We start from the raw sequence: 20,251 nt of genomic DNA, 5'->3' as shown, positions 1-20,251 counted from the left end.
CTAGTTCCATATTCCAGCCAGCGCCGTGGGCAACTGGTCGAACCTCTCGATTAGGCATGTGGCCGAAGTCAAAGCCGAGCGATCATGGTATCCCCAGGTCACACCAATTCCCCGCACCCCCGCTGCGGCGGCCATGTCCATATCAAAGCTCGTGTCACCGATCATCACCGCACAATCCGGATCAACGCCCGTTTCCGACAATGCGGTCTGTACCATCGACGGGTGTGGCTTGGAGGGGTGATGATCTGCAACCTGACGCGTTACGAAATAAGCCTCAAGCTCGTGTGCCTCGATCAGCGCATCGAGACCGCGCTGTGATTTTCCGCTGGCAACCCCCAAAAGCACTTCGGGCACAGCGTGCAACGCTTCAATCGCCTCACGCGCGCCTGGATAAAGCGGAGAGCTGGCCGCCCCCAAGTCAAGCCGATGCGCATGGTAAGCCTCTTTGTACCCTTCAACCAGATTGTTCTGGACCAAGGATGATTGATCCGGCGCCAGCCGGGCAATGGCGTGCGGCAAGGAAAGACCAACAATTGACAGGATCGCGCCGCGCGATGGCACGGGCACGGACGCCGCCTGAAAGCTGGTTGTCATAGAGTGAACGATACTGCCCTGACTGTCGACCAATGTGCCGTCGACATCAAACAGAACCAACCGCAAGGGTGCGCTCATTGCAGCTCCTCAAACGGGTCTTCAGCTGCCAGGTCCTCGGCCCAGCCGAACGTGTCCCAGCTGTGTTTCATGTGTTCTGGCAAGGGGGCAGTCACTGTCACAGGTTTTCGCGTCATCGGGTGCAGGAATGATAGCTGCCGTGCGTGCAGGTGCAGCTTTTTGCTGATAATCCCGCCCAGTTGCGCACCCCAACCATCGCCCAGGTTTTCCTGACCCGAGCCGCCGTATTTGCCATCCCCGATGATCGGATGCCCAATAGCGGCCATATGAGCCCGAAGTTGGTGAGTCCGCCCGGTAATCGGCTCCATCGCAACCCAAGCCGCGCGGCCAGCGACACGGTAGAGAGTCGCGTAAAGCGTATGCGCTCGCTTGGCCCCCGGAGTACTGTCGATCTCGTTCATATGCACGGGGATCATCTTTTCACCCTCACCGTGCTTGCCATGACCGGGCGCTTTGACAAGGCCCGTCTTGATCTCACCCAAATATGGCGTCGGAACACCGGCCACCAGTGCCCAGTAGATTTTACGCGTATCGCGGTGACGGAAAGCTGCTGTCAAACCCTTGGCAGCCTCACGCGTGCGTGCCAGCAACAAGACACCTGACGTGTCCTTGTCCAAGCGGTGAACCAGACGCGGGTTCTCGTCATAGCCAAACCGCAGCGCCTCGGACAGGCTGTCGACATGCCGGGTCTGCCCGCTGCCACCCTGCACCGGCAAACCATGCGGCTTGTTCAGTGCCAGAATGTGATCGTCGCGGTAGATTACGCAGGATTGGATCAACTTGGCATCTGCATCCGAGATACGGTGTTTGACTTCAACCGGTTTGTGATCCGCGTCCGGCAAAGGCGGAACACGAACCACTTGCCCGATTTCCAGCCGGGTCGAGGCTTTGGCGCGGCTGCCATCCACGCGCAACTCGCCTTTGCGGCACATTTTTTCAATGCGGCCCTGACTAACATGCGGAAACAGGCGACGCAGCCAGCGGTCCACGCGCTGGTCTCCATCGCCTTCAGCGACTGTAATCATCTGTACGCCACTCATGCCATTGCCCCTTGCGCCGCGCGGGTGATCCGCCCGGATTGCACCTTTGTCCGTGTCCCAGAAATCATGGGCGTCTGTCGCGCGCTATGCGGCAAGAGTCAAGGTATCAGGCCGTTGTGCTCAGATGTTCGAGAAGTCTCCGTGTCGACCCGCCCCATCCCGGAAACGACTCGCGCCCGATGTTCCTTCGCGGCGGATCGCCTCCAACCCGTTCGCCCATTCGACCTTGAGCGCGTCACGGACCGGCATTCCGCGGGTTTCGATGATCGACCGCCGGTCGGCCCGAACAGCCTCCTGCGGAAAGCGCGCGATTTCATGAGCCATTGCTTCGGCTGCAGAACGCGCTTCGCCATGCGGGGCGACTTTTTCCGCAAGCCCGATCCGATAACACTCCTCAGCCTCGACCTTGCGACCTGTCAAAGCGATCTCCAGCGCCTTGCCCTGTCCCACCAGACGCGGCAACCGGACCGAGCCGCCATCCATAAGGGTGATCCCCCAACGGCGGCAATAAACGCCCAAGTACGCCGTTTCCGCCATCACTCGGATGTCACACCATAGGGCAAGTTCCATACCTCCGGCCACGGCTGCGCCTTCAATCGCGCCAATGACGGGCTTCGAAAGCTCCAGCCTAGACGGTCCCATCGGCCCAAGTGTCGAGGTGGCCGAACCAATCGGGAAGGTATGCTTGTTAAAATATGCCTCGCGCAGTTCCGGATCAACCAGCGAGGCAGCGAGCTTCAAATCCCAGCCCGCACAGAAATTACCACCTTTGCCCCAGAACACCGCAGCTTTGGCTGCACTGGACTCAAAACTCAGAAAAGCCTCGACCAGAGCCTCGGCATGGTCCGTATCAACGGCATTCCGCGCATCCGGCCTGTCGTGGATGATGGTCCAGACGTCCTGGGTCTTTTCAATAAAAACCGGCATATCCTGTCCTCCCTTGCAGGTATTGACCCGAGGGAAGCGTTCAATTGCAAACCTGTCGCCTGTGACGCCGCGGCACGTCCAAAACTGACCCTGCGTAACTAGCTGTTGCGCTGTGTCCGTAGCTTGGCAAAATAATCGAGGCGCTTTTTCAGCTCCCGCTCGAACCCGCGTTCGACCGGTTGATACAGGACCGGGCGTTTCATTGTCTCGGGGAAGTAGTTCTGTCCGGAAAACCCATCCTCGGCATCATGGTCATAGGCATAACCCGCGCCGTATCCGTGATCCTTCATCAGAGATGTGGGCGCATTCAGGATATGTTTGGGCGGCGGCTCGCTGCCCGATTGTTTGGCCAGCCGCATCGCCGCCTTATAGCCAACATAGGCCCCGTTGGATTTAGGAGCCAGCGCCAGATACACCAAGGCTTGGGCCAGCGCCAATTCCCCTTCGGGTGACCCCAGCCGCTCATATGTCTCCCAAGATTGCAGACAGATCGCCTGCGCTTGAGGGTCGGCCAGGCCGATATCCTCGACCGCCATCCGCGTAATCCGGCGCGCCAGATAGCGCGGGTCTTCGCCCCCGGTCAGCATGCGCGCAAACCAATACAGCGCCGCATCCGGGTCGGACCCGCGCACCGACTTATGCAGGGCCGAGATGAGGTTGTAATGCTCATCCCCCGATTTGTCATACTTCGCCGCCCGCCGCATCAGGCGTGTCGACAACGCATCCGGCTCCAGCGACGCGTCCACCTTCCAAGCCGAGACCTGCTCGATCAGGTTCAGCAACGCCCGCCCATCACCATCGGCCATTTCCTGCAACGCATCGCGTGCAGCGGGGGTCAAAGGCAATGCACGGTCCAGCTCTTTCTCGGCACGCTGCGTCAGACGTTCAAGGTCGGCAAGGCTGAGTCGTTCCAGTACCAAAACCTGCGACCGGCTCAGTACGGCGGCATTCAGTTCAAAGGACGGGTTCTCGGTCGTTGCACCCACCAACAGGATAGTGCCGTCTTCCATATGAGGCAGAAACCCGTCCTGCTGCGCCTTGTTGAAACGATGGATCTCGTCCACGAACAACAACGTCCCCTGCCCGTTCTGGCGGCGGATTTTTGCAGCCTCGAAGACTTTCTTCAGATCCGGCACACCGGTGAAAATCGCACTGATCTGAACAAAATGCAGATCGGTTTCCTGCGCCAAAAGCCGCGCAATCGTCGTCTTTCCAACTCCGGGTGGTCCCCAGAAGATCAGGCTGGACAGGCTGCCCGCCGCCAGCATCACACCCAGCGGGGCCTCAGGCCCCAGCACCTGCTCCTGACCGATGACGTCACCCAGCGACTGGGGCCGCAAACGATCTGCCAGAGGGCGATGCGGGGCAGCAGCGGGTTCGGTTGGATCGGTGTCGAACAGATCACTCATGCGTTACAGCCGGAATCGCAGAGACACAGACCGGCCTTCGCGCTGAAGACCCATCTGCACGCGGCGTCCCGGGTTTGTCATAGCGCGTTCAACGTCACCGGGGCGCTGAATATCGACCGCGTTGATGGTTTCGATCACATCGCCAGGCCGCAACCCCGCCCGCGCACCATAAGGGCCCGGATCGATCACAACAACGCCGCTCAGCGATAGGGGTAGGCCCAGCTTGGTGATCACCGCCGGATTGATCCGTGACACAATCAAGCCCGGCAGAACTGTATTTTCGTCCAGCGCGGTTTCTTCGGCAGCGGGCGTTTCGGGCGCTTTGATCAAGGCCACCTCGACCTCATCGCTTTGTTCGCCACGCAACCGCGTCAGAACAGAGGTTCCCCCTACACCAGCGATGGACATGCGGAACTTCATTTCGGCGGGTGAGTTCACCTCGTCCCCGTCCACATGAGTGACGACATCCCCCACCTTAAGCCCCGCCTCACGCAGCGGACTGAGGTCATGCAGGTCCGAGATCACGACACCCAATGGAATAACCAAACCCAGAGATTCAGCGATATCTGCGCTCATGTGCTGACCCGACATTCCGGCCCAGGGGCTGACAAATCTGTCATTACCTTGCTGCGCCTGTTTCAAGAACTCAGCCACCAGATTGGCCGGGATAGCAAAGCCGATCCCGTTGGAACCGCCCGATCGCGTCAGAATGGAAGTGTTGATTCCGATCAGATCGCCATTCACATCGATCAATGCGCCACCGGAATTGCCCGGGTTGATCGCCGCATCCGTCTGGATGAAATACCCACGTGCATTACCGGTTGCCGTGCCTGTTCGGGCCAGGCCCGAGATGATGCCTGACGACACGGTTTGCCCAACACCAAAGGGGTTTCCGATGGCCAGGGCCAGCTCGCCCACTTCGACCTGATCGGAATCCCGCAGGTTCAGGAAAGGCAGGTTTTCGGCCTCTTCCAATCGCAGGATAGCAATATCGCTTTCCTCATGGCCCAAAACAACGGTGGCCGAAAACTCGCGCCGGTCCGTGGTGACCACCCGGATCTCTGTCGCGGACCCAACCACGTGATAATTGGACACGACATAGCCGTCCTCGGACAGGATCACCCCAGAACCCAATGAGTTTTGCACCCGGGGTTGTGGCGCGCCAAAGCCCCGGCCAAAGAAGTCCTGAAAGAATGGGTCCGAGAAGAAAGGGCTGGCCCGCCCCTGCCGCACGATCTTGGCGTAAATGTTCACCACCGCAGGCGAGGCTTTCTTAACGACAGGAGCAAAGCCCAGAGAAATCTCGGCCTGCGACTGTGGCACACGTGTTTCAGCCGTCGCAATTGTGGAAACCGCACAGGTCAAAGCGATAAGTGTCGCGCGAAGCATGGATACCTCTACCTCAAAAGCTGCGTAGGATATGCGACTACGGGCGCGGTAATGCAAGCACATGTCCGGGGCGTTCAATCCAGCGGCGCGTGCAGACGGGTTCCTTTTGTAATGATCCCACCCCTATTGCCCACTTCGATCGACCCGTAACGCTGTTTGAAAACGTCAGGCAACTCCCGATCCCCTTCCGGAGAGAGCCAAAGGCGGAAAAGATGCCGACGCCCGGATGGATCAGGCCAGTCCACAAACCCCGTCCGGTCATGTAACTGAGAATGGTTGTAAACAAACTGCATATCGCCGGGCTGCAACCGCATGGTCAGGTATAGATCAGGGTCGTTTGCCAAGGCGTCGAACTTGTCCAAAGCGGCGACATGGTCAGGGGTCAGGCGCATGGCTTCGGGAAACCTTTGCGCGCTGTCGATATATTGGCGCTGATAGAATACGGTCAGCTTGCCATCATGCCAGCTGAAGGGCGGAATAGTCATGAAGGGCTGCATGCCTTCCGGCACTTCACCACGCCTGTCAGTCGCTATCGGGTCGAACAACCGCTCTAGCAGATCCGGGCAATCGGTGCGCATCCGGTTGTAGATTGCTTCGGCGCTGACCAACAGTGAATCCCCACCCTCTTCCGCGTCCCGAAGGCACAAAAGCCCAACGATATCGGCGCTGTCTGTATGAAAGGTCTGACGCTCATGGGTCTGATAAATCCGCGTATTCGGATCATTTGCATTCGCACCGATGTCCCGGACATGACCCAGAATGTGTCCCTGCGCATTCTGGGACCGTGCCGATCCCAAATGGGCACCCACCCCGCAGAAAATCGCGGCGGCCATTTCCTGAGAATAACTCTCGACCGGCAGGCCCCGGATCACCTCGAACCCGATACCGTTGATCAGTGTGTCCTTTAGGATCTCAAGGTGGCGGTCGAACCGATGCAGCGGAAAGTCTGCTTTGGTGATTTCGCCGATATCTCGCCCTAGGCTTAGGTAATGCCGCGCGGCTTGCTCGAGGTCCGCGATATCTTCGGGGCTAAGATGCAACAGCCATTCATTCTGCCGCGCTGCCATTTCTTGTCCGGTCCAAACGGATGGTCCGGTGACTTGTGCCGGTCTCTCTGAAAAAACTGTCATCGCTGCCGCCCCTCACGCTGTCTCTGTTTTCACGTGCAAAAAGGCACAGTTCATCACCTCTAGTCACCGAAGGTTTTCAAAATACGACAGCCGTTCGGTGCGCTTTCGCAAACACCTCTGACTCTACTCCGTAGGCGACCAATCAGGACCCGGGTCATACTCCAAAATATTTGCCGTGCGTTCGAGCGTGTCAGGACCAAAATCTGCCTCGAAAATGATCCCGTTTTCGCCAACCAAAAACGAGTGAATTCCGGTCTCGCCGTATTCCGAAGGAACGGCCAGCAGCGCATGGCCTGCCACAAAATGCCCCCCAACAAAGAACGAATACGCACCGCCCGGAGCATTGGAACCCTGACCTTGAAGGATTGTATAGTAGTAACCAAGGAAGGGTTCCGGTTCGTAATCCTCTTCTCCGTCGCTCCACCCCGAGGCCACGGCCCGTGCAAGTGCCGCGCCGACAAAGCTGTCTTCTTCTGGCCAGAACAGACCATCTTTCACACCCGGATCGGAAATGATGTTGCGCGCGAACTCCATAACACCGTCGCCGTTGTGGTCGGCCAAACGAAACGCTGCCTGAAGATCGACATATGCGTCGAGCAACTCCATCACTTCCAGCTCATTCAACCCGATCTCACGGGCCGAAACTTCTTCGATGCCCGCAACGAGGTCGAAGTGCCAATCCTCACCATCTCGAGAGATCGGTATAGGGAAAGGCCAACTGTCCTCCCCCAGCAAAACGACAACACCGTCCTCGTCCGGCTGAAAGCGATAGCCCTCGGCATACATGCCAAGCACTTCCTCTCGTCTGGCCCGGTCTTCCTCGGGGTCGCCGGTTGCAAGCAGGTCTTCGGCTTCAGCTCCGAAAACATCCAACAACTGGTCCCGATCATCCGATTTCAACGCACTGACAAACGCGTCCAACGCCGCTTGAGGGCTGTTGAAATGGGCACCCTCAGAAGCGGCTGCGCTGGCCGTGGCGAAAAGAAGGGCAGAAGAAACTATGAAATTTCGCATCTTATCTCCTCCGCTTTCCCTTGGCCGCGTGCCCACGTTTTGACGCGCTGTGGGTTCTTTTGCCGGACGCTTTCTTTTGCATGGCTTTGCCTTTTGACGCAGATTTATTGTGCTGAACCGCAGCCTTTTTGGCCTGGGGTTTCTTGGCGGCCTTCGCATTGCTTTTGACTGGTTTCTTGGCGGCACCAGAAGACTGCTTGGTTCGGTCTACAGCCTTCTGTTTCGCGGCGGCTCTGTCAGTGTCGACATTCCCACGGTTGACCTTAGGCAATTGCTTGTCATTGCCCCGGTTGGCCAATGCGCCACCCGCAATCGCTCCGGCACCCGCCCCGGCTGCCAGCGCAGCAGCGCCCGAACCATCCCGACTTATGTCTGCGGCCCCGGATTCGCGGCTGAGCTTCGCACGAAGCTCATCTGTGCGCCCTGCTGGCCGGTCTACAGGCAAGGTGCCAGCGCCGCCGCCAGTGCGTTTATGATCGGCGATTTTGTTCCGCGCTTCTTGCTGACGGTTAGAGTCGGGTTTCCACTCGATGTCCGTGCGGTCACCCAGATCAATGTCGTTGCCAATATTGACGTTGCCATCGACGTCTATGTCGATGTTTGGATTCCTGTAGATCGGCCCACCGCCCCATCCGCCGCAGTTTCGGCAACCCCAGTAACCGTACCAATCGTCATCATCATCAAAAATCTCGTCGATCAGAGCCACGGCCCCAAATGTGAGCAGAGCGGCACCCACAACATCACCCGTTGATGGCCCGGTATACACAGTCGCAGGATCGTATTGCGGAACATAAACCGTTTCGGTGTTGGTTGGTGTGATGACGACGGTTTCATCCTCTTCGACTTCGACCGTTTGTTCGGGGCCTGACACCAGTGCACCGCTGTCAATCGCCTGATCCCGCATCACCTGAACCGCGTCCATCACGTCGTCAGATTGGGCCAGCATCGCTGTACCCACCGTTTCTGTCCAATCGACATGCGTTGCCATTTGTCCAACGACCTCAGGAAACGCCGTCGCAAGAACTCCGACGGACGGGTCCCAGCCCATCGCCTCGATTTCAGGTTCAAGCTCAGCCGGGTCTCGATCGGCATTGTCGATCAAAAAACGCTCGGCCTTCACAATCTCCAGCGGTTGTGTCGAAGCAACAAGTATCTGGATAAGCAAAGTATCCGGATACAAGGCAACCGGCGCGACCAGCGTCTGAAGTTCTGCATCGGTCAAGAGGTCAGTCGCCTCTTGTGACGCGACTTCCGTCGTTTCATCAGTGTTTTCTTGCGCAAAAAGCGCAGTACCTGCGCAAATCAGAGGCGCAAAAATCAGAAATCTAAACATATTGCGATCCTTCAATTTCTTTGAGGATTGCCCAAGTTCATGATTCTGGCAACAAATCTCGGAATAAGAGCCTCGGTCCAAAACAAAAAAAGCCCCCGCGTCCGGGACGCGGGGGCTGAAAATCAGAAAGTCAGGCTTTCTTATTCTTCGTCGGCAGCCTCTTCGGTGGCAACGCGGACTTTGTCGGCCGCGCCTTTGGCGTCGATGTCACGATCAACGAATTCGATGATCGCCATCGGTGCCATATCACCATAGCGGAAGCCCGCTTTCAGGATGCGGACATAACCGCCCTGACGCTCGGCGTAGCGGGGGCCCAGAACTTCGAACAGCTTTGCGACGTCTTTGTCTTCTTTCAGCTGCGATGCGGCCTGACGGCGGGCGTGCAGGTCGCCGCGCTTGCCCAGAGTGACCAGCTTTTCGATGATCGGGCGCAGTTCCTTTGCCTTCGGCAGAGTTGTTTTGATCTGCTCATGCTCGATGAGCGAGCCAGCCATGTTTGCAAACAGAGCCTTACGATGCTCATGAGTACGGTTCAGGCGGCGGTAACCACGTGCGTGACGCATTTTCTAGTTCCTTCTTTCGCGTTTTGCTTTGTCTGGCCGACGATGCGTGTCACCGGCTCTCCTTGGGGCAAGATCGCCCTTATATTCCCCAGCAACCCGGGCATTGGGGAAGACGCGCTTAGAACGCGTCTTCGAATTTCTTCGCCAGATCTTCGATATTGTCGGGCGGCCAGTCCTCGACATCCATGCCGAGGTGCAGACCCATGCCGGACAGCACTTCCTTGATCTCGTTCAGCGACTTGCGGCCGAAGTTCGGGGTGCGCAGCATCTCGGCTTCGGTCTTCTGGATCAGATCGCCGATGTAAACGATGTTGTCGTTCTTCAGGCAGTTTGCCGAACGGACCGACAGTTCCAGCTCGTCCACTTTCTTCAGCAGCAGCGGGTTGAATTCCAGACCATCGTCTTCGTCCTGACGGCTTGCCGATTCCGGCTCGTCAAAGTTGACGAAGATCGACAACTGGTCCTGCAGAATACGCGCAGCAAAAGCCAGCGCGTCTTCTGGCGTGATCGAACCATCGGTTTCGATCTTCAGGGTCAGTTTGTCATAGTCCAGAACCTGACCTTCACGGGTCGGCTGAACGTCATAGGCGACCTTTTTGACCGGCGAATAGATCGCGTCGATCGGGATCAGGCCGATAGGTGCGTCTTCGGGCTTGTTCTTTTCAGCCGAGACATAGCCTTTGCCTGTGTTGACGGTCAGTTCCATGAACAGATCTGCGCCATCATCCAGGTGGCAGATGACATGATCGCGGTTCAGAACCTCGATGCCGGCGCTTTCGCTGATGTCACCAGCGGTGACAATTGCCGGGCCTTTGGCATTGATCGACAGGCGCTTGGGGCCTTCGACTTCCATGCGCAGGGCAACTTGTTTGAGGTTCAGAATGATGTCTGTGACGTCTTCACGAACGCCCGCGACCGAGGAAAACTCGTGCAGGACGTTGTCGATCTGAACGCTGGTGATGGCCGCACCTTGCAGCGAGCTCATCAGAACGCGGCGCAGGGCGTTGCCCAGAGTCAGACCAAAACCACGCTCCAGCGGTTCGGCAACCAGGGTCGCCTGACGTGCGGGATCGTTGCCCGGCTTGGCTTCCAGCTGGGTCGGCTTGATCAATTCAGCCCAATTCTTGTGGATCATGTAATCCCTCCATTCCTGTCCGCGCCCCATGACCAACAAGGTGCAGACGCCCGAGGTTCAAAATGACGTGCTGGGGCCGCGCAAAAACGCAGCCCCAGCTCAATTCAAAATCGCTTAGACGCGGCGACGCTTCGGCGGGCGGCAGCCATTGTGAGCAATCGGTGTCACGTCGCGGATCGACGTGATGTTGAAGCCCACTGCAGCCAGCGCGCGCAGAGCCGATTCACGACCCGAACCGGGGCCCTGAACTTCGACTTCCAGTGTCTTGACGCCGTGATCCTGCGCCTTCTTGCCTGCGTCTTCCGCAGCCATCTGAGCAGCATACGGAGTAGATTTACGAGACCCTTTGAACCCCATCGTCCCGGCTGACGACCATGCAATGGCGTTGCCCTGCACGTCCGAGATCAGGATTTTGGTGTTGTTGAAGGTCGAATTCACATGGGCCACGCCCGATGCGATATTCTTGCGCTCTTTTTTCTTGGTACGAGTCTTTTCGCGTGCCATCAGTCAGACCCCCCTTATTTCTTCTTACCAGCAATGGCCTTTGCGGGGCCTTTGCGAGTACGAGCGTTGGTGTGAGTACGCTGACCGCGAACGGGCAGGTTACGGCGGTGGCGCAGGCCGCGATAGCAGCCCAGATCCATCAAGCGCTTGACGTTCATCTGAACTTCACGACGCAGGTCACCTTCAACGGTGAAGTTTGCATCGATGTGCTCGCGGATGGCCAGAACTTCGGCGTCGGACAGTTCGTTGACGCGACGAGACGCTTCAATGCCCACGGCTTCGCAGATCGCTTTGGCCGAGGTGTTGCCGATACCGGTGATATATGTGAGGGCGATTGGTACCCGCTTTGCAGTCGGGATATTTACGCCGGCAATACGTGCCACGTGTCACTTTCCTTTTCGTTGCGGTTCCGTAACTCCAGAACCTTTTTTCACAACGCTTTACCGTGGCAGTGTCGCCAGAGGGCTCAGCATTATTCGAGGTGGTCGGGGCATTAGGGACGAATCCCTCATGCAAACTTGATTCCCTTTAGGGATGGGGGTCGATATGGGGTTTTAGTGGGGCCGTCAAGCCCCAACCTCAAGTCAGCCCAGAATGGCTTCGATCGAGGCTCTGACTTCGTCGATGCTGGCCAGACCATTGACCGGACGCAGATCACCCTTGGCATGATAGTAGCCGATCAACGGAGCGGTCTTTTTATAGTACTCCATCAGGCGAATACGCACACTCTCTTCATTGTCGTCTGCCCGAACTGGTTTGCCTGCCGCCCGCGCCTCTTCTGCACGATTGACGATGCGCTTGATCAGCGTTTCATCATCAACGCGCATTTCGATCACAGTATGCAGCGACTGACCCAGCTTGGTCAGCAAAGCCGCCAGTGCATCGGCTTGCGCCAGAGTACGAGGAAAGCCATCAAAGATAAAACCTGCACCCTTTTCGGTCATCAGCTTTTCTTCGATCAGGCCGATGACAATCTCATCGGTGACGAGCTTGCCCGCGTCCATGATCGCGGCGACCTTCTGACCCATTTCGGTACCCGAGGTTTTTGCCTCGCGCAGCATGTCTCCGGTGCTCAGCTGAACCATACCACGGGTTTCAACCAAATACTGAGCTTGCGTGCCTTTTCCGGCCCCCGGGGGCCCCAGAAGAATTATGTTCATCGACGAGCGGGTCCCTTCCTGCCGCGTTTCTTGCTTTTGCCGCGCAGTTGGGACTTTTCGATCAGCCCTTCGTATTGATGCGCCAGAAGATGGCTCTGTACCTGTTGGATCGTGTCCATGGTCACAGAGACAATAATCAGAACCGAGGTGCCGCCGAAATAGAACGGGATAGCAAACTGACCCCGAAGGATCTCAGGCAGCAGACAGACCGCCGCCAGATAGGCCGAGCCCAATACCAGAACGCGGTTGACCACGTACTCCAGGTACTCGGCGGTCTTCTTGCCCGGACGGATACCCGGCACAAAACCGTTTTGCTTTTTCAGGTTGTCCGCCACGTCATCAGGTTTGAACGCCACGTTGAACGTGTAGAAATACGCAAAGAACACGATCATCGACGCGAAGAACAGCAAGTACAGCGGCTGGCCGGGACCAAAATTGGCAAGCAGCCACGACATGATCGGCCCGTTTGCAGCACCCGACGAGAAGGTCGAGATCGTCACCGGCAACAGCAGCAGTGAGCTGGCAAAGATTGCCGGGATCACGCCCGCCGGGTTCACTTTCACCGGCAGGTGGCTAGACCCGCCCTCATATACCTTCATACCGGCCTGACGGCGCGGGTACTGGATATGAACCTTGCGCAGCGCGCGTTCCATAAAGACCACAAACGTAATCACGGCGATGACCATCACGATCACACCAACGATCACCGCGGGGCTGATTGCGCCGGACCGGCCAGAGGCAAAGAATTGCGCCAGTGCGGCCGGAACCTCGGCAATGATGCCGACGAAGATGATCAGAGAGATACCGTTGCCAATGCCGCGCGCGGTGATCTGTTCACCCAGCCACATCAGGAACATGGTGCCGCCAACCAGAGTAATCATGGTCGACATGCGGAAGAACAGGCCCGGATCTGTCGCCAGATCACCAGCCTCAAGTGAAACCGCCAGACCATAGGCCTGCACAGTGGCCAACGCCACGGTGCCGAACCGGGTGTATTGGTTGATCTTCTTGCGGCCTTGCTCGCCTTCTTTCTTGAGCTGCTCAAGCGCAGGAACCATTGATGTCAGCAGCTGCACGATGATCGAGGCCGAGATATAGGGCATGATGCCAAGGGCAAAAATACCCATCCGCCCCAGCGCCCCGCCGGTGAACATCGAAACCATGCCGCCGATGCCCTGCCCCGCCTGCTCCATGAACTCGCGCAATGCTGCTCCGTCGATCCCCGGCACCGGGATAAAAGTGCCCAGGCGATAGACGATCAGCAAACCCAGCGTGAACAGGATGCGGTTGCGCAGATCGGTGGCTTTGCCCAGAGCAGCCCAGCTTGTGTTGGCTGCCATTTGTTCTGCTGCTGATACCATAAATCGGTCTCTCTTATGCAAACGCCGCCCGGAACCGTTTTCCGGCTCGGACGGCGTCTTGGAAAACTCTGAGGTCTATGTAAGCGGGTCTTTGCCCGCTCACAAGCGATTACTCTGCCGCAGCAGCTTTTGTGACCTTCAGTGAACCGCCCGCTTTTTCAACTGCCTCAACGGCAGACTTCGAAGCTCCGGTCACTTCCAGATTCACTTTGGTGCTGATTTCGCCTTTGGCCAAAACGCGGATACCGTCCAGCTTGCGGCGGACCAGACCAGACGCAACCAGAGCGTCTTCGGTGATCGCGGCCGAGGCGTCCAGCTTGCCAGCTTCGACAAACTTCTGGATCAGGCCCAGGTTTACAACGGCGAATGCCTTGCGGTTCGGCTTGCTGAAGCCACGCTTGGGCAGGCGCTGGTACAATGGCATCTGACCGCCTTCGTAGCCGTTGATGGCCACACCCGAGCGGGATTTCTGGCCTTTGATACCACGGCCACCCATTTTACCTTTGCCGGAACCCGGACCACGACCAACACGAGTGCGTTTGGATGCGGCGCCAGGATTGTCGCGCAATTCGTTCAGTTTCATTTCGCTTCTCCTAAGCCGGATATGACCCCGAAGCGTGATGGGCCAAACACGGCATTTCTTGGTTTTGATTCTCAAGGCAAAAAGCCACCGCAGGCGTATAGGCCCGATGGCGGGGCTTGGCAAGTCTGTAGATTGCCGTCGGCTCTGCGGTGCGGTCAAAGGTTCCCGAACCAGACTCTTAACTGTTCCCAAAATGACGACTTCACCGGCTTCTGACCGATATTTGAGCAAGAATTGCATCAACTTTGACAGAAACCACTTGCCATGCCGGGGTGGTAGTCTATCCGGTTGCCTGAAGACACCAGACTGGCAGGCGCATGACTCACCCATCTCTCTCGCTCCGTGAAAAACCGGAGACAACCGCTGCGCGTGACTGGGTAACAACGCTTGCCAAATATCGCGAACCGAACCAGCTGCGCAGCGCTTTCGAGTTGGGCGTCAGCATTATTCCCTTTTTCGCGTTATGGGCTTTGTCCTGGATGTCGCTGTCGGTCAGCTATTGGCTGGCCTTTGCGATTTCCGTGCTCAACGCAGCTTTTCTGTTGCGACTGTTTGCCATCCAGCATGATTGCGGGCACGGCGCGTTCTTCAAAAACCGGTCGGTCAGTGACTGGGTCGGGCGGGGAATCGGAGTTCTGACGCTGACACCTTATGATGTATGGCGCCGCACGCATTCCTCCCACCACAACAGCTCCGGCAACCTGGGCAAGCGCGGGATGGGGGACATCCATACCCTGACCGTGGCTGAATATCGGGCGAAAACGCCGATGAACCGGCTCTGGTATCGGGTTTATCGGAACCCGATCACCCTGTTCGTGTTTGGCCCCGGCTATCTGTTCCTGTTTCAGAACCGCCTTCCACTGGGTCTGACCGACAGCGTCAGGTTCTGGGTCAGTGCGATGGCCACCAATGTCGCGATTCTGGTTGCACTAGTGGCCATCTACTATTTTGGCGGGCTGATGCCGGTACTGCTGATCTTTCTGCCCTCAACCCTGATTGCCGCTACAGCCGGAGTTTGGCTGTTCTATGTGCAGCACCAGTTCGAGGACACGCATTGGGAATCGGATGAGAACTGGCAGTTGCACGAAGCGGCCCTGCACGGAAGCTCTCATTATATATTGCCGTCCGTGTTGCAGTGGTTCACCGCCAATATCGGCATCCACCACGTGCACCACCTGTACAGCCGCATTCCGTTCTACCGCCTGACCGAAGTGTTGCGCGATCATGACGAGTTGGCCAACAGCAACCGGATGACCATCCGCGAAAGCCTCGCCAACGCGCGGCTGCATCTATGGGATGAGAAGAACCGCCGCCTGTTGTCCTTCGCCGAGGCCCGCGCGCTTTACGGGTGAGGGTTAGGTTCCGCGACCTGTTGGGCTGTCGGAAAGCAGCCGTTGCTCCGGGCGCGTGATGCGGATAGCGTCACCCTCATGAAACATGTCCCCAAAGAAACAACAGATGAGGCCCTTATTCAGGAGTTCCTGGATAAAGGAGGCAAAGTCAGCATTGGCAAAACCAAACCCGCGCCTGCTGAGCTGGGTCTGAGCAAGAATGTCTGGAACGCCAAGCTGACCAAGGAAGAGAAGGCCGCGCGCGACAAGAAGTGATTGTGCGAGGCCGGTGGGGCAAGCGGAATGACGTTGGAAAGCAAATGTGACCCTGGAAGAGGGGAGCGCCATTGACGTGTTTACCGGTCTCTGATCGGACCCGTCTTTGGAGAGAGTTAAAGGCCCCCGCAAAAGCGGGGGATTTTTGTTTAATTAATCTTATTGCATTCGATCTGCGGCGCGCTTCGCAGTACGAGTAACAAAGTTCAATGCAGAATACGCACCAGCGCTTCTACCCAAGTTCATGGGATTAGTGTCCGAGGCGCGCCATTGCTCCAAAGCAGCATCGACTAGTTCGCTCTCTTCGAAGATCTCCGGCTTCTCTAACACCCATTTGTCGTTCTTTTGGACAACGAAATGGCGAAGTGAACTTAGAATCGGAAAGATCATACCTGGGGCGACCCAAATAATTTTTCCGCCCTTTTTATCTCTTCTGAAGGTCCGTTTTTTTCGTCCATCGGACACTTCCGCGCGAATGCTCTTGCCGTTGAACATTTCGCCGTTTTGCCAGTACTGAAACTCTTCAATGGCCGTTGCAGCCATGTCTAAAGTGAATTGGTATCTGCGAAAGTCGTTTTCATCGACGTCCTTTTGTCCATACCAGCGAGTAAAGTCCTCCAGGCAGAGCGCCCTTTGTTTGTATGGGCGAAGCAACTCTGACGGATTGTCATTTTGGGACACCTCTAACGGCATCATCAATCTGGTGGCCTGCAGAATGTGAAAGGTATCGTGCGATCCCGCGCCGTCGGTTTCTGACTTCTTTATGTTTGTGCCAGTTGCTTTGAAGACTATTGCATCAAGCTCGTCTAGTTGCCCACGTCCTCCCGCTTGGGAAATTGATTTCACCGGTGAAGCACTGTTTCGGGCAATCGCTGTTTCAACAACAGAAGAATGATCGGGGTCTACTATGATTTCTGCCCGAACGTGGAAGTTCTCTGGTTCATCATATTCAAGCTCCAACTGATCGGTTTCAAATGTGTTGAGGTACCTAAGAACCTCTCCGCGTGTTTGGGCACCATTGATCACAGAATCTTCGGATAGAGTGGCAACTCTTAGTTTGTCGTCCACTTCAATCTCGCTACAGGTTAACGTAAGACCACCGTTTCGGTTTATGAACCGGTCGGACTCCGTCCGAATAGTCTGTTCAATGGCCTTGTGCACTGAGTTCCGTTTGGCAGGTTTGTATGGGTCTGCGCCGGGGATGTAGTCTCTGAGGTTTTCTCTGGTGTTCATCTTCCGAAGTTCAAAGATCGGTATGTTCGCGAAGAACGTTTGGATACCGTTTGCCTTCTCTTCAGGCGATGTGAGGTTACGAATTATTTGGTAGTTTAGTTCGATCTTACTGTTAGGCATGACTAGTTCCTTTTAGATTTACTTCGCAACTCATGCTAGCAACGCCCGAACATCCGTTGGGGTTGCAATGAGGCTGCTTCGAAACAGCTAAGCTTTGCATTTGAATGAGGCAAGCGAACAAGATTTTTTATCTTTTCGTGTCCCATCAGAAGGTTAATTCGAGGTTAACTGTGCAGAGGATAAAGATCTTAGCTTCCCCTATAGACACCCACCCCCAACACAGCTATATGCACCCAATCCTACGGCCTCGGATTCGTTCCGGGGCCTATGATATTTGAAACCGGGGACCTTCGGGGCCCTATACCCTTGGCACCTACGGGGGCCTATCACATAGCGGGGAAATCCCCGCACTTGCTAAACGGAAGACAGAAAGCATGGCACTCAAGTCGTACAAGCCGACGACGCCGGGCCAGCGCGGGCTGGTGCTGATCGACCGTTCGGAGCTTTGGAAAGGACGTCCGGTCAAGTCTCTCACTGAGGGTTTGACCAAATCGGGCGGCCGGAACAACACCGGACGGATCACTTCACGCCGCCGCGGCGGTGGCGCAAAGCGTCTCTACCGGATCGTTGACTTCAAACGGAACAAATTTGATGTCGCGGCAACCGTCGAACGGATCGAATATGACCCGAACCGGACCGCATTCATCGCACTGGTAAAATACGAAGACGGCGAGCAGGCATATATCCTGGCTCCGCAGCGTCTGGCTGTTGGTGACAAAGTCGTGGCTTCGGCCAAGGCAGACATCAAGCCGGGCAACGCAATGCCGTTCTCGGGTATGCCCATCGGTACCATCGTCCACAACATCGAGATGAAGCCTGGTAAAGGCGGTCAGATCGCACGTGCGGCCGGTACTTACGCTCAGTTCGTTGGTCGCGATGGCGGCTACGCTCAGATCCGTCTGAGCTCGGGCGAACTGCGCCTGGTCCGTCAGGAATGCATGGCCACCGTTGGTGCCGTGTCCAACCCCGACAACAGCAACCAGAACCTCGGTAAAGCCGGTCGTATGCGTCACAAGGGCGTGCGTCCGTCGGTTCGTGGTGTCGCTATGAACCCGATCGATCACCCGCACGGTGGTGGTGAAGGTCGTACCTCGGGTGGCCGTACACCGGTTACGCCTTGGGGTAAGGACACCAAGGGTAAGCGTACCCGCAACAAAAACAAAGCGTCCCAGAAGCTGATCATCCGCTCGCGGCACGCCAAGAAGAAGGGACGTTAATCCATGTCTCGCTCTGTTTGGAAGGGTCCTTTCGTCGATGCTTACGTGCTGAAAAAAGCCGAAGCAGCGCGCGAGTCGGGCCGCAACGAAGTCATCAAGATCTGGTCGCGTCGTTCCACCATTCTGCCCCAATTCGTGGGTCTGACCTTTGGTGTGTACAACGGCCACAAGCATATCCCCGTCAACGTCTCGGAAGACATGATCGGTCAGAAGTTCGGTGAGTATTCGCCGACCCGGACCTATTATGGCCATGCCGCAGACAAAAAAGCGAAGCGGAAGTAAGTCATGGGCAAGGAAAAGAACCCCCGCCGCGTGGCTGAAAACGAAGCAATGGCGAAAACCCGCATGCTTCGCACCAGCCCGCAGAAACTGAACCTGGTTGCGCAAATGATCCGCGGCAAGAAAGTCGAGAAGGCTCTGACCGACCTGACTTTCTCGAACAAGCGTGTCGCGCAGGACGTCAAGAAGTGCCTGCAATCCGCAATCGCCAACGCCGAGAACAACCACAACCTGGACGTTGACGAGCTGATCGTCGCCGAAGCCTGGGTTGGCAAAAACCTGATCATGAAACGCGGTCGCCCACGGGCCCGTGGCCGTTTCGGCAAGATCATGAAGCCGTTCTCGGAGATCACCATCAAGGTGCGTCAAGTTGAGGAGCAAGCCTAATGGGACATAAAGTCAATCCGATCGGCATGCGCCTTCAGGTCAACCGCACCTGGGACAGTCGCTGGTACGCTGACACCAAGGATTACGGTGATCTTCTGCTGGAAGACATCAAGATCCGTGAGTTCATCAATAAAGAGTGCAAGCAGGCCGGTGTTGCACGTGTGATCATCGAACGTCCGCACAAAAAGTGCCGCGTCACGATCCACACCGCACGTCCTGGCGTCATCATCGGCAAGAAAGGTGCGGACATCGAAGTTCTGCGCAAGAAGCTGGCCGCAATGACCGACAGCGAACTGCACCTGAACATCGTCGAAGTGCGCAAGCCCGAGCTTGACGCGCAGCTGGTTGCCGAGTCCATCGCTCAGCAGCTGGAGCGTCGTGTTTCGTTCCGTCGCGCCATGAAGCGCTCGGTTCAGAACGCCATGCGCATGGGCGCCCTGGGTATCCGGGTGAACGTCGCTGGCCGTCTGGGCGGTGCTGAAATCGCACGGACCGAATGGTACCGCGAAGGCCGCGTGCCTCTGCACACTTTGCGTGCCGACATCGATTACGCACATGCCGAAGCGATGACCCCCTACGGGATCATCGGGATCAAGGTCTGGATCTTCAAAGGTGAGATCATGGAGCACGATCCGCAGGCACGTGACCGTAAAGCACAGGAACTCCAGGACGGCCCTGCACCTCGTGGTGCTGGTGGCGGTCGTCGCTAAGGAGGGAAAGATATGCTTCAACCAAAGCGTACTAAATTCCGCAAGATGCACAAAGGCCGGATCAAGGGCGAAGCCAAAGGTGGCTCTGATCTGAACTTTGGCACTTACGGTCTGAAAGCTCTGCAGCCTGAACGCGTCACTGCGCGTCAGATCGAAGCTGCACGTCGTGCCATGACCCGTCACATGAAACGTCAGGGTCGTGTCTGGATCCGTATCTTCCCCGACACTCCGGTCACTGCAAAGCCGATCGAAGTTCGTATGGGTAAAGGTAAGGGTTCGGTGGACCGTTGGGTTTGCAAGGTCAAGCCCGGTCGCGTGATGTTCGAGATCGACGGCGTCAATGACGAGATCGCCCGTGAGGCTCTGCGCCTTGCCGCGATGAAACTGCCGATCAAGACCCGCATAGTGGTTCGCGAAGACTGGTAAGCGATCCGGGGGCAACCCCGTTCGTGCCAAGATAGACCCCCGCCGAGAAATC

Annotated in this window: 23 protein-coding genes; 7 read left to right on the top strand and 16 right to left on the bottom strand. The window is 56.9% G+C overall.

Going from position 1 to position 20,251, the window contains the following annotated elements:
• The 15 genes from AC2FJZ_RS11505 to rplO all read right to left on the bottom strand — a co-directional run bounded on the left by AC2FJZ_RS11505 (position 1) and on the right by rplO (position 14,220).
• Entirely contained in the window at positions 1-672 is a 672-nt protein-coding gene (locus AC2FJZ_RS11505) for an HAD-IA family hydrolase (protein WP_496777671.1), read from the bottom strand.
• Positions 669-1,712 (bottom strand): RluA family pseudouridine synthase, encoded by a 1,044-nt coding sequence (locus AC2FJZ_RS11500; protein WP_496777670.1) that lies wholly within the window; start codon positions 1,710-1,712, stop codon positions 669-671. Before AC2FJZ_RS11500 ends, AC2FJZ_RS11505 begins: the two co-directional genes overlap by 4 nt.
• 120 nt (positions 1,713-1,832) lie before the next feature.
• Positions 1,833-2,639 carry a crotonase/enoyl-CoA hydratase family protein gene (locus AC2FJZ_RS11495; protein WP_496777669.1) on the bottom strand — a complete coding sequence of 269 codons (807 nt, stop codon included), beginning with the start codon at positions 2,637-2,639 and terminating at the stop codon, positions 1,833-1,835.
• 98 nt (positions 2,640-2,737) lie between these two features.
• A complete protein-coding gene (locus AC2FJZ_RS11490) occupies positions 2,738-4,048 on the bottom strand; it encodes a replication-associated recombination protein A (protein WP_496777667.1) in 1,311 nt (436 codons plus the stop codon).
• A 3-nt stretch (positions 4,049-4,051) separates the two neighbouring features.
• Positions 4,052-5,437 (bottom strand): trypsin-like peptidase domain-containing protein, encoded by a 1,386-nt coding sequence (locus AC2FJZ_RS11485; RefSeq protein ID WP_496777666.1) that lies wholly within the window; start codon positions 5,435-5,437, stop codon positions 4,052-4,054.
• A gap of 74 nt (positions 5,438-5,511) precedes the next feature.
• Entirely contained in the window at positions 5,512-6,567 is a 1,056-nt protein-coding gene (locus AC2FJZ_RS11480) for a TauD/TfdA family dioxygenase (protein WP_496777665.1), read from the bottom strand.
• Positions 6,568-6,690: 123 nt separating this feature from the next.
• Complete coding sequence (locus AC2FJZ_RS11475; protein WP_496777663.1) at positions 6,691-7,581, bottom strand: DUF2950 family protein; 891 nt, start codon at positions 7,579-7,581, stop codon at positions 6,691-6,693.
• A gap of 1 nt (position 7,582) precedes the next feature.
• On the bottom strand, positions 7,583-8,914 hold the full coding sequence (locus AC2FJZ_RS11470; protein ID WP_050605852.1) for a DUF3300 domain-containing protein: 1,332 nt from the start codon (positions 8,912-8,914) through the stop codon (positions 7,583-7,585).
• A gap of 140 nt (positions 8,915-9,054) precedes the next feature.
• Positions 9,055-9,477 (bottom strand): 50S ribosomal protein L17, encoded by a 423-nt coding sequence (gene rplQ, locus AC2FJZ_RS11465; protein ID WP_496673095.1) that lies wholly within the window; start codon positions 9,475-9,477, stop codon positions 9,055-9,057.
• A gap of 118 nt (positions 9,478-9,595) precedes the next feature.
• Positions 9,596-10,612: a DNA-directed RNA polymerase subunit alpha gene (locus AC2FJZ_RS11460; protein WP_050605850.1), complete on the bottom strand. Its 1,017-nt coding sequence runs from the start codon at positions 10,610-10,612 to the stop codon at positions 9,596-9,598.
• A gap of 114 nt (positions 10,613-10,726) precedes the next feature.
• Positions 10,727-11,116, bottom strand: a complete 390-nt coding sequence (rpsK, locus tag AC2FJZ_RS11455) for a 30S ribosomal protein S11 (protein WP_037311698.1) — start codon at positions 11,114-11,116, stop codon at positions 10,727-10,729.
• Positions 11,117-11,130: 14 nt separating this feature from the next.
• Positions 11,131-11,499, bottom strand: a complete 369-nt coding sequence (gene rpsM, locus AC2FJZ_RS11450; RefSeq protein WP_050605849.1) for a 30S ribosomal protein S13 — start codon at positions 11,497-11,499, stop codon at positions 11,131-11,133.
• 201 nt (positions 11,500-11,700) lie between these two features.
• On the bottom strand, positions 11,701-12,276 hold the full coding sequence (locus tag AC2FJZ_RS11445) for an adenylate kinase (protein ID WP_496777661.1): 576 nt from the start codon (positions 12,274-12,276) through the stop codon (positions 11,701-11,703).
• Positions 12,273-13,637, bottom strand: coding sequence for a preprotein translocase subunit SecY (gene secY, locus AC2FJZ_RS11440; RefSeq protein ID WP_050605847.1), 1,365 nt, complete (start codon positions 13,635-13,637; stop codon positions 12,273-12,275). The genes AC2FJZ_RS11445 and secY overlap by 4 nt, the downstream gene beginning before the upstream one ends.
• 109 nt (positions 13,638-13,746) lie before the next feature.
• A complete protein-coding gene (rplO, locus tag AC2FJZ_RS11435; protein WP_496777659.1) occupies positions 13,747-14,220 on the bottom strand; it encodes a 50S ribosomal protein L15 in 474 nt (157 codons plus the stop codon).
• Between the two features lie 317 nt (positions 14,221-14,537).
• Here rplO and AC2FJZ_RS11430 point away from each other — a divergent pair, with 317 nt between their 5' ends.
• Complete coding sequence (locus AC2FJZ_RS11430) at positions 14,538-15,572, top strand: fatty acid desaturase (RefSeq protein WP_496673087.1); 1,035 nt, start codon at positions 14,538-14,540, stop codon at positions 15,570-15,572.
• A 78-nt stretch (positions 15,573-15,650) separates the two neighbouring features.
• Entirely contained in the window at positions 15,651-15,827 is a 177-nt protein-coding gene (locus AC2FJZ_RS11425; protein ID WP_176797675.1) for a hypothetical protein, read from the top strand.
• A 159-nt stretch (positions 15,828-15,986) separates the two neighbouring features.
• On the opposite strand, the gene AC2FJZ_RS11420 is transcribed toward AC2FJZ_RS11425, so the two are convergent.
• Positions 15,987-17,180, bottom strand: a complete 1,194-nt coding sequence (locus tag AC2FJZ_RS11420; protein ID WP_496777657.1) for an AIPR family protein — start codon at positions 17,178-17,180, stop codon at positions 15,987-15,989.
• A 374-nt stretch (positions 17,181-17,554) separates the two neighbouring features.
• Here AC2FJZ_RS11420 and rplB point away from each other — a divergent pair, with 374 nt between their 5' ends.
• Genes rplB through rplP form a run of 5 tightly spaced genes read left to right on the top strand, consistent with a single transcriptional unit; the run spans position 17,555 to position 20,199 of the window.
• Positions 17,555-18,397, top strand: a complete 843-nt coding sequence (gene rplB / locus AC2FJZ_RS11415; RefSeq protein ID WP_050605843.1) for a 50S ribosomal protein L2 — start codon at positions 17,555-17,557, stop codon at positions 18,395-18,397.
• Between the two features lie 3 nt (positions 18,398-18,400).
• The gene (rpsS, locus tag AC2FJZ_RS11410) at positions 18,401-18,679 is read left to right on the top strand and encodes a 30S ribosomal protein S19 (RefSeq protein ID WP_010437056.1); all 279 of its coding nucleotides are present in this window, start codon (positions 18,401-18,403) and stop codon (positions 18,677-18,679) included.
• A 3-nt stretch (positions 18,680-18,682) separates the two neighbouring features.
• A complete protein-coding gene (gene rplV / locus AC2FJZ_RS11405; protein WP_050605842.1) occupies positions 18,683-19,063 on the top strand; it encodes a 50S ribosomal protein L22 in 381 nt (126 codons plus the stop codon).
• Positions 19,063-19,773 carry a 30S ribosomal protein S3 gene (gene rpsC / locus AC2FJZ_RS11400; protein WP_050605841.1) on the top strand — a complete coding sequence of 237 codons (711 nt, stop codon included), beginning with the start codon at positions 19,063-19,065 and terminating at the stop codon, positions 19,771-19,773. Before rplV ends, rpsC begins: the two co-directional genes overlap by 1 nt.
• Positions 19,774-19,785: 12 nt before the next feature.
• Positions 19,786-20,199: a 50S ribosomal protein L16 gene (rplP, locus tag AC2FJZ_RS11395; protein WP_496673082.1), complete on the top strand. Its 414-nt coding sequence runs from the start codon at positions 19,786-19,788 to the stop codon at positions 20,197-20,199.
• Positions 20,200-20,251 lie beyond the last annotated feature (52 nt).

The organism is Ruegeria sp. CDSA079, from assembly GCF_059612245.1.
This window is presented reverse-complemented; position numbering and strand designations above follow the sequence as displayed.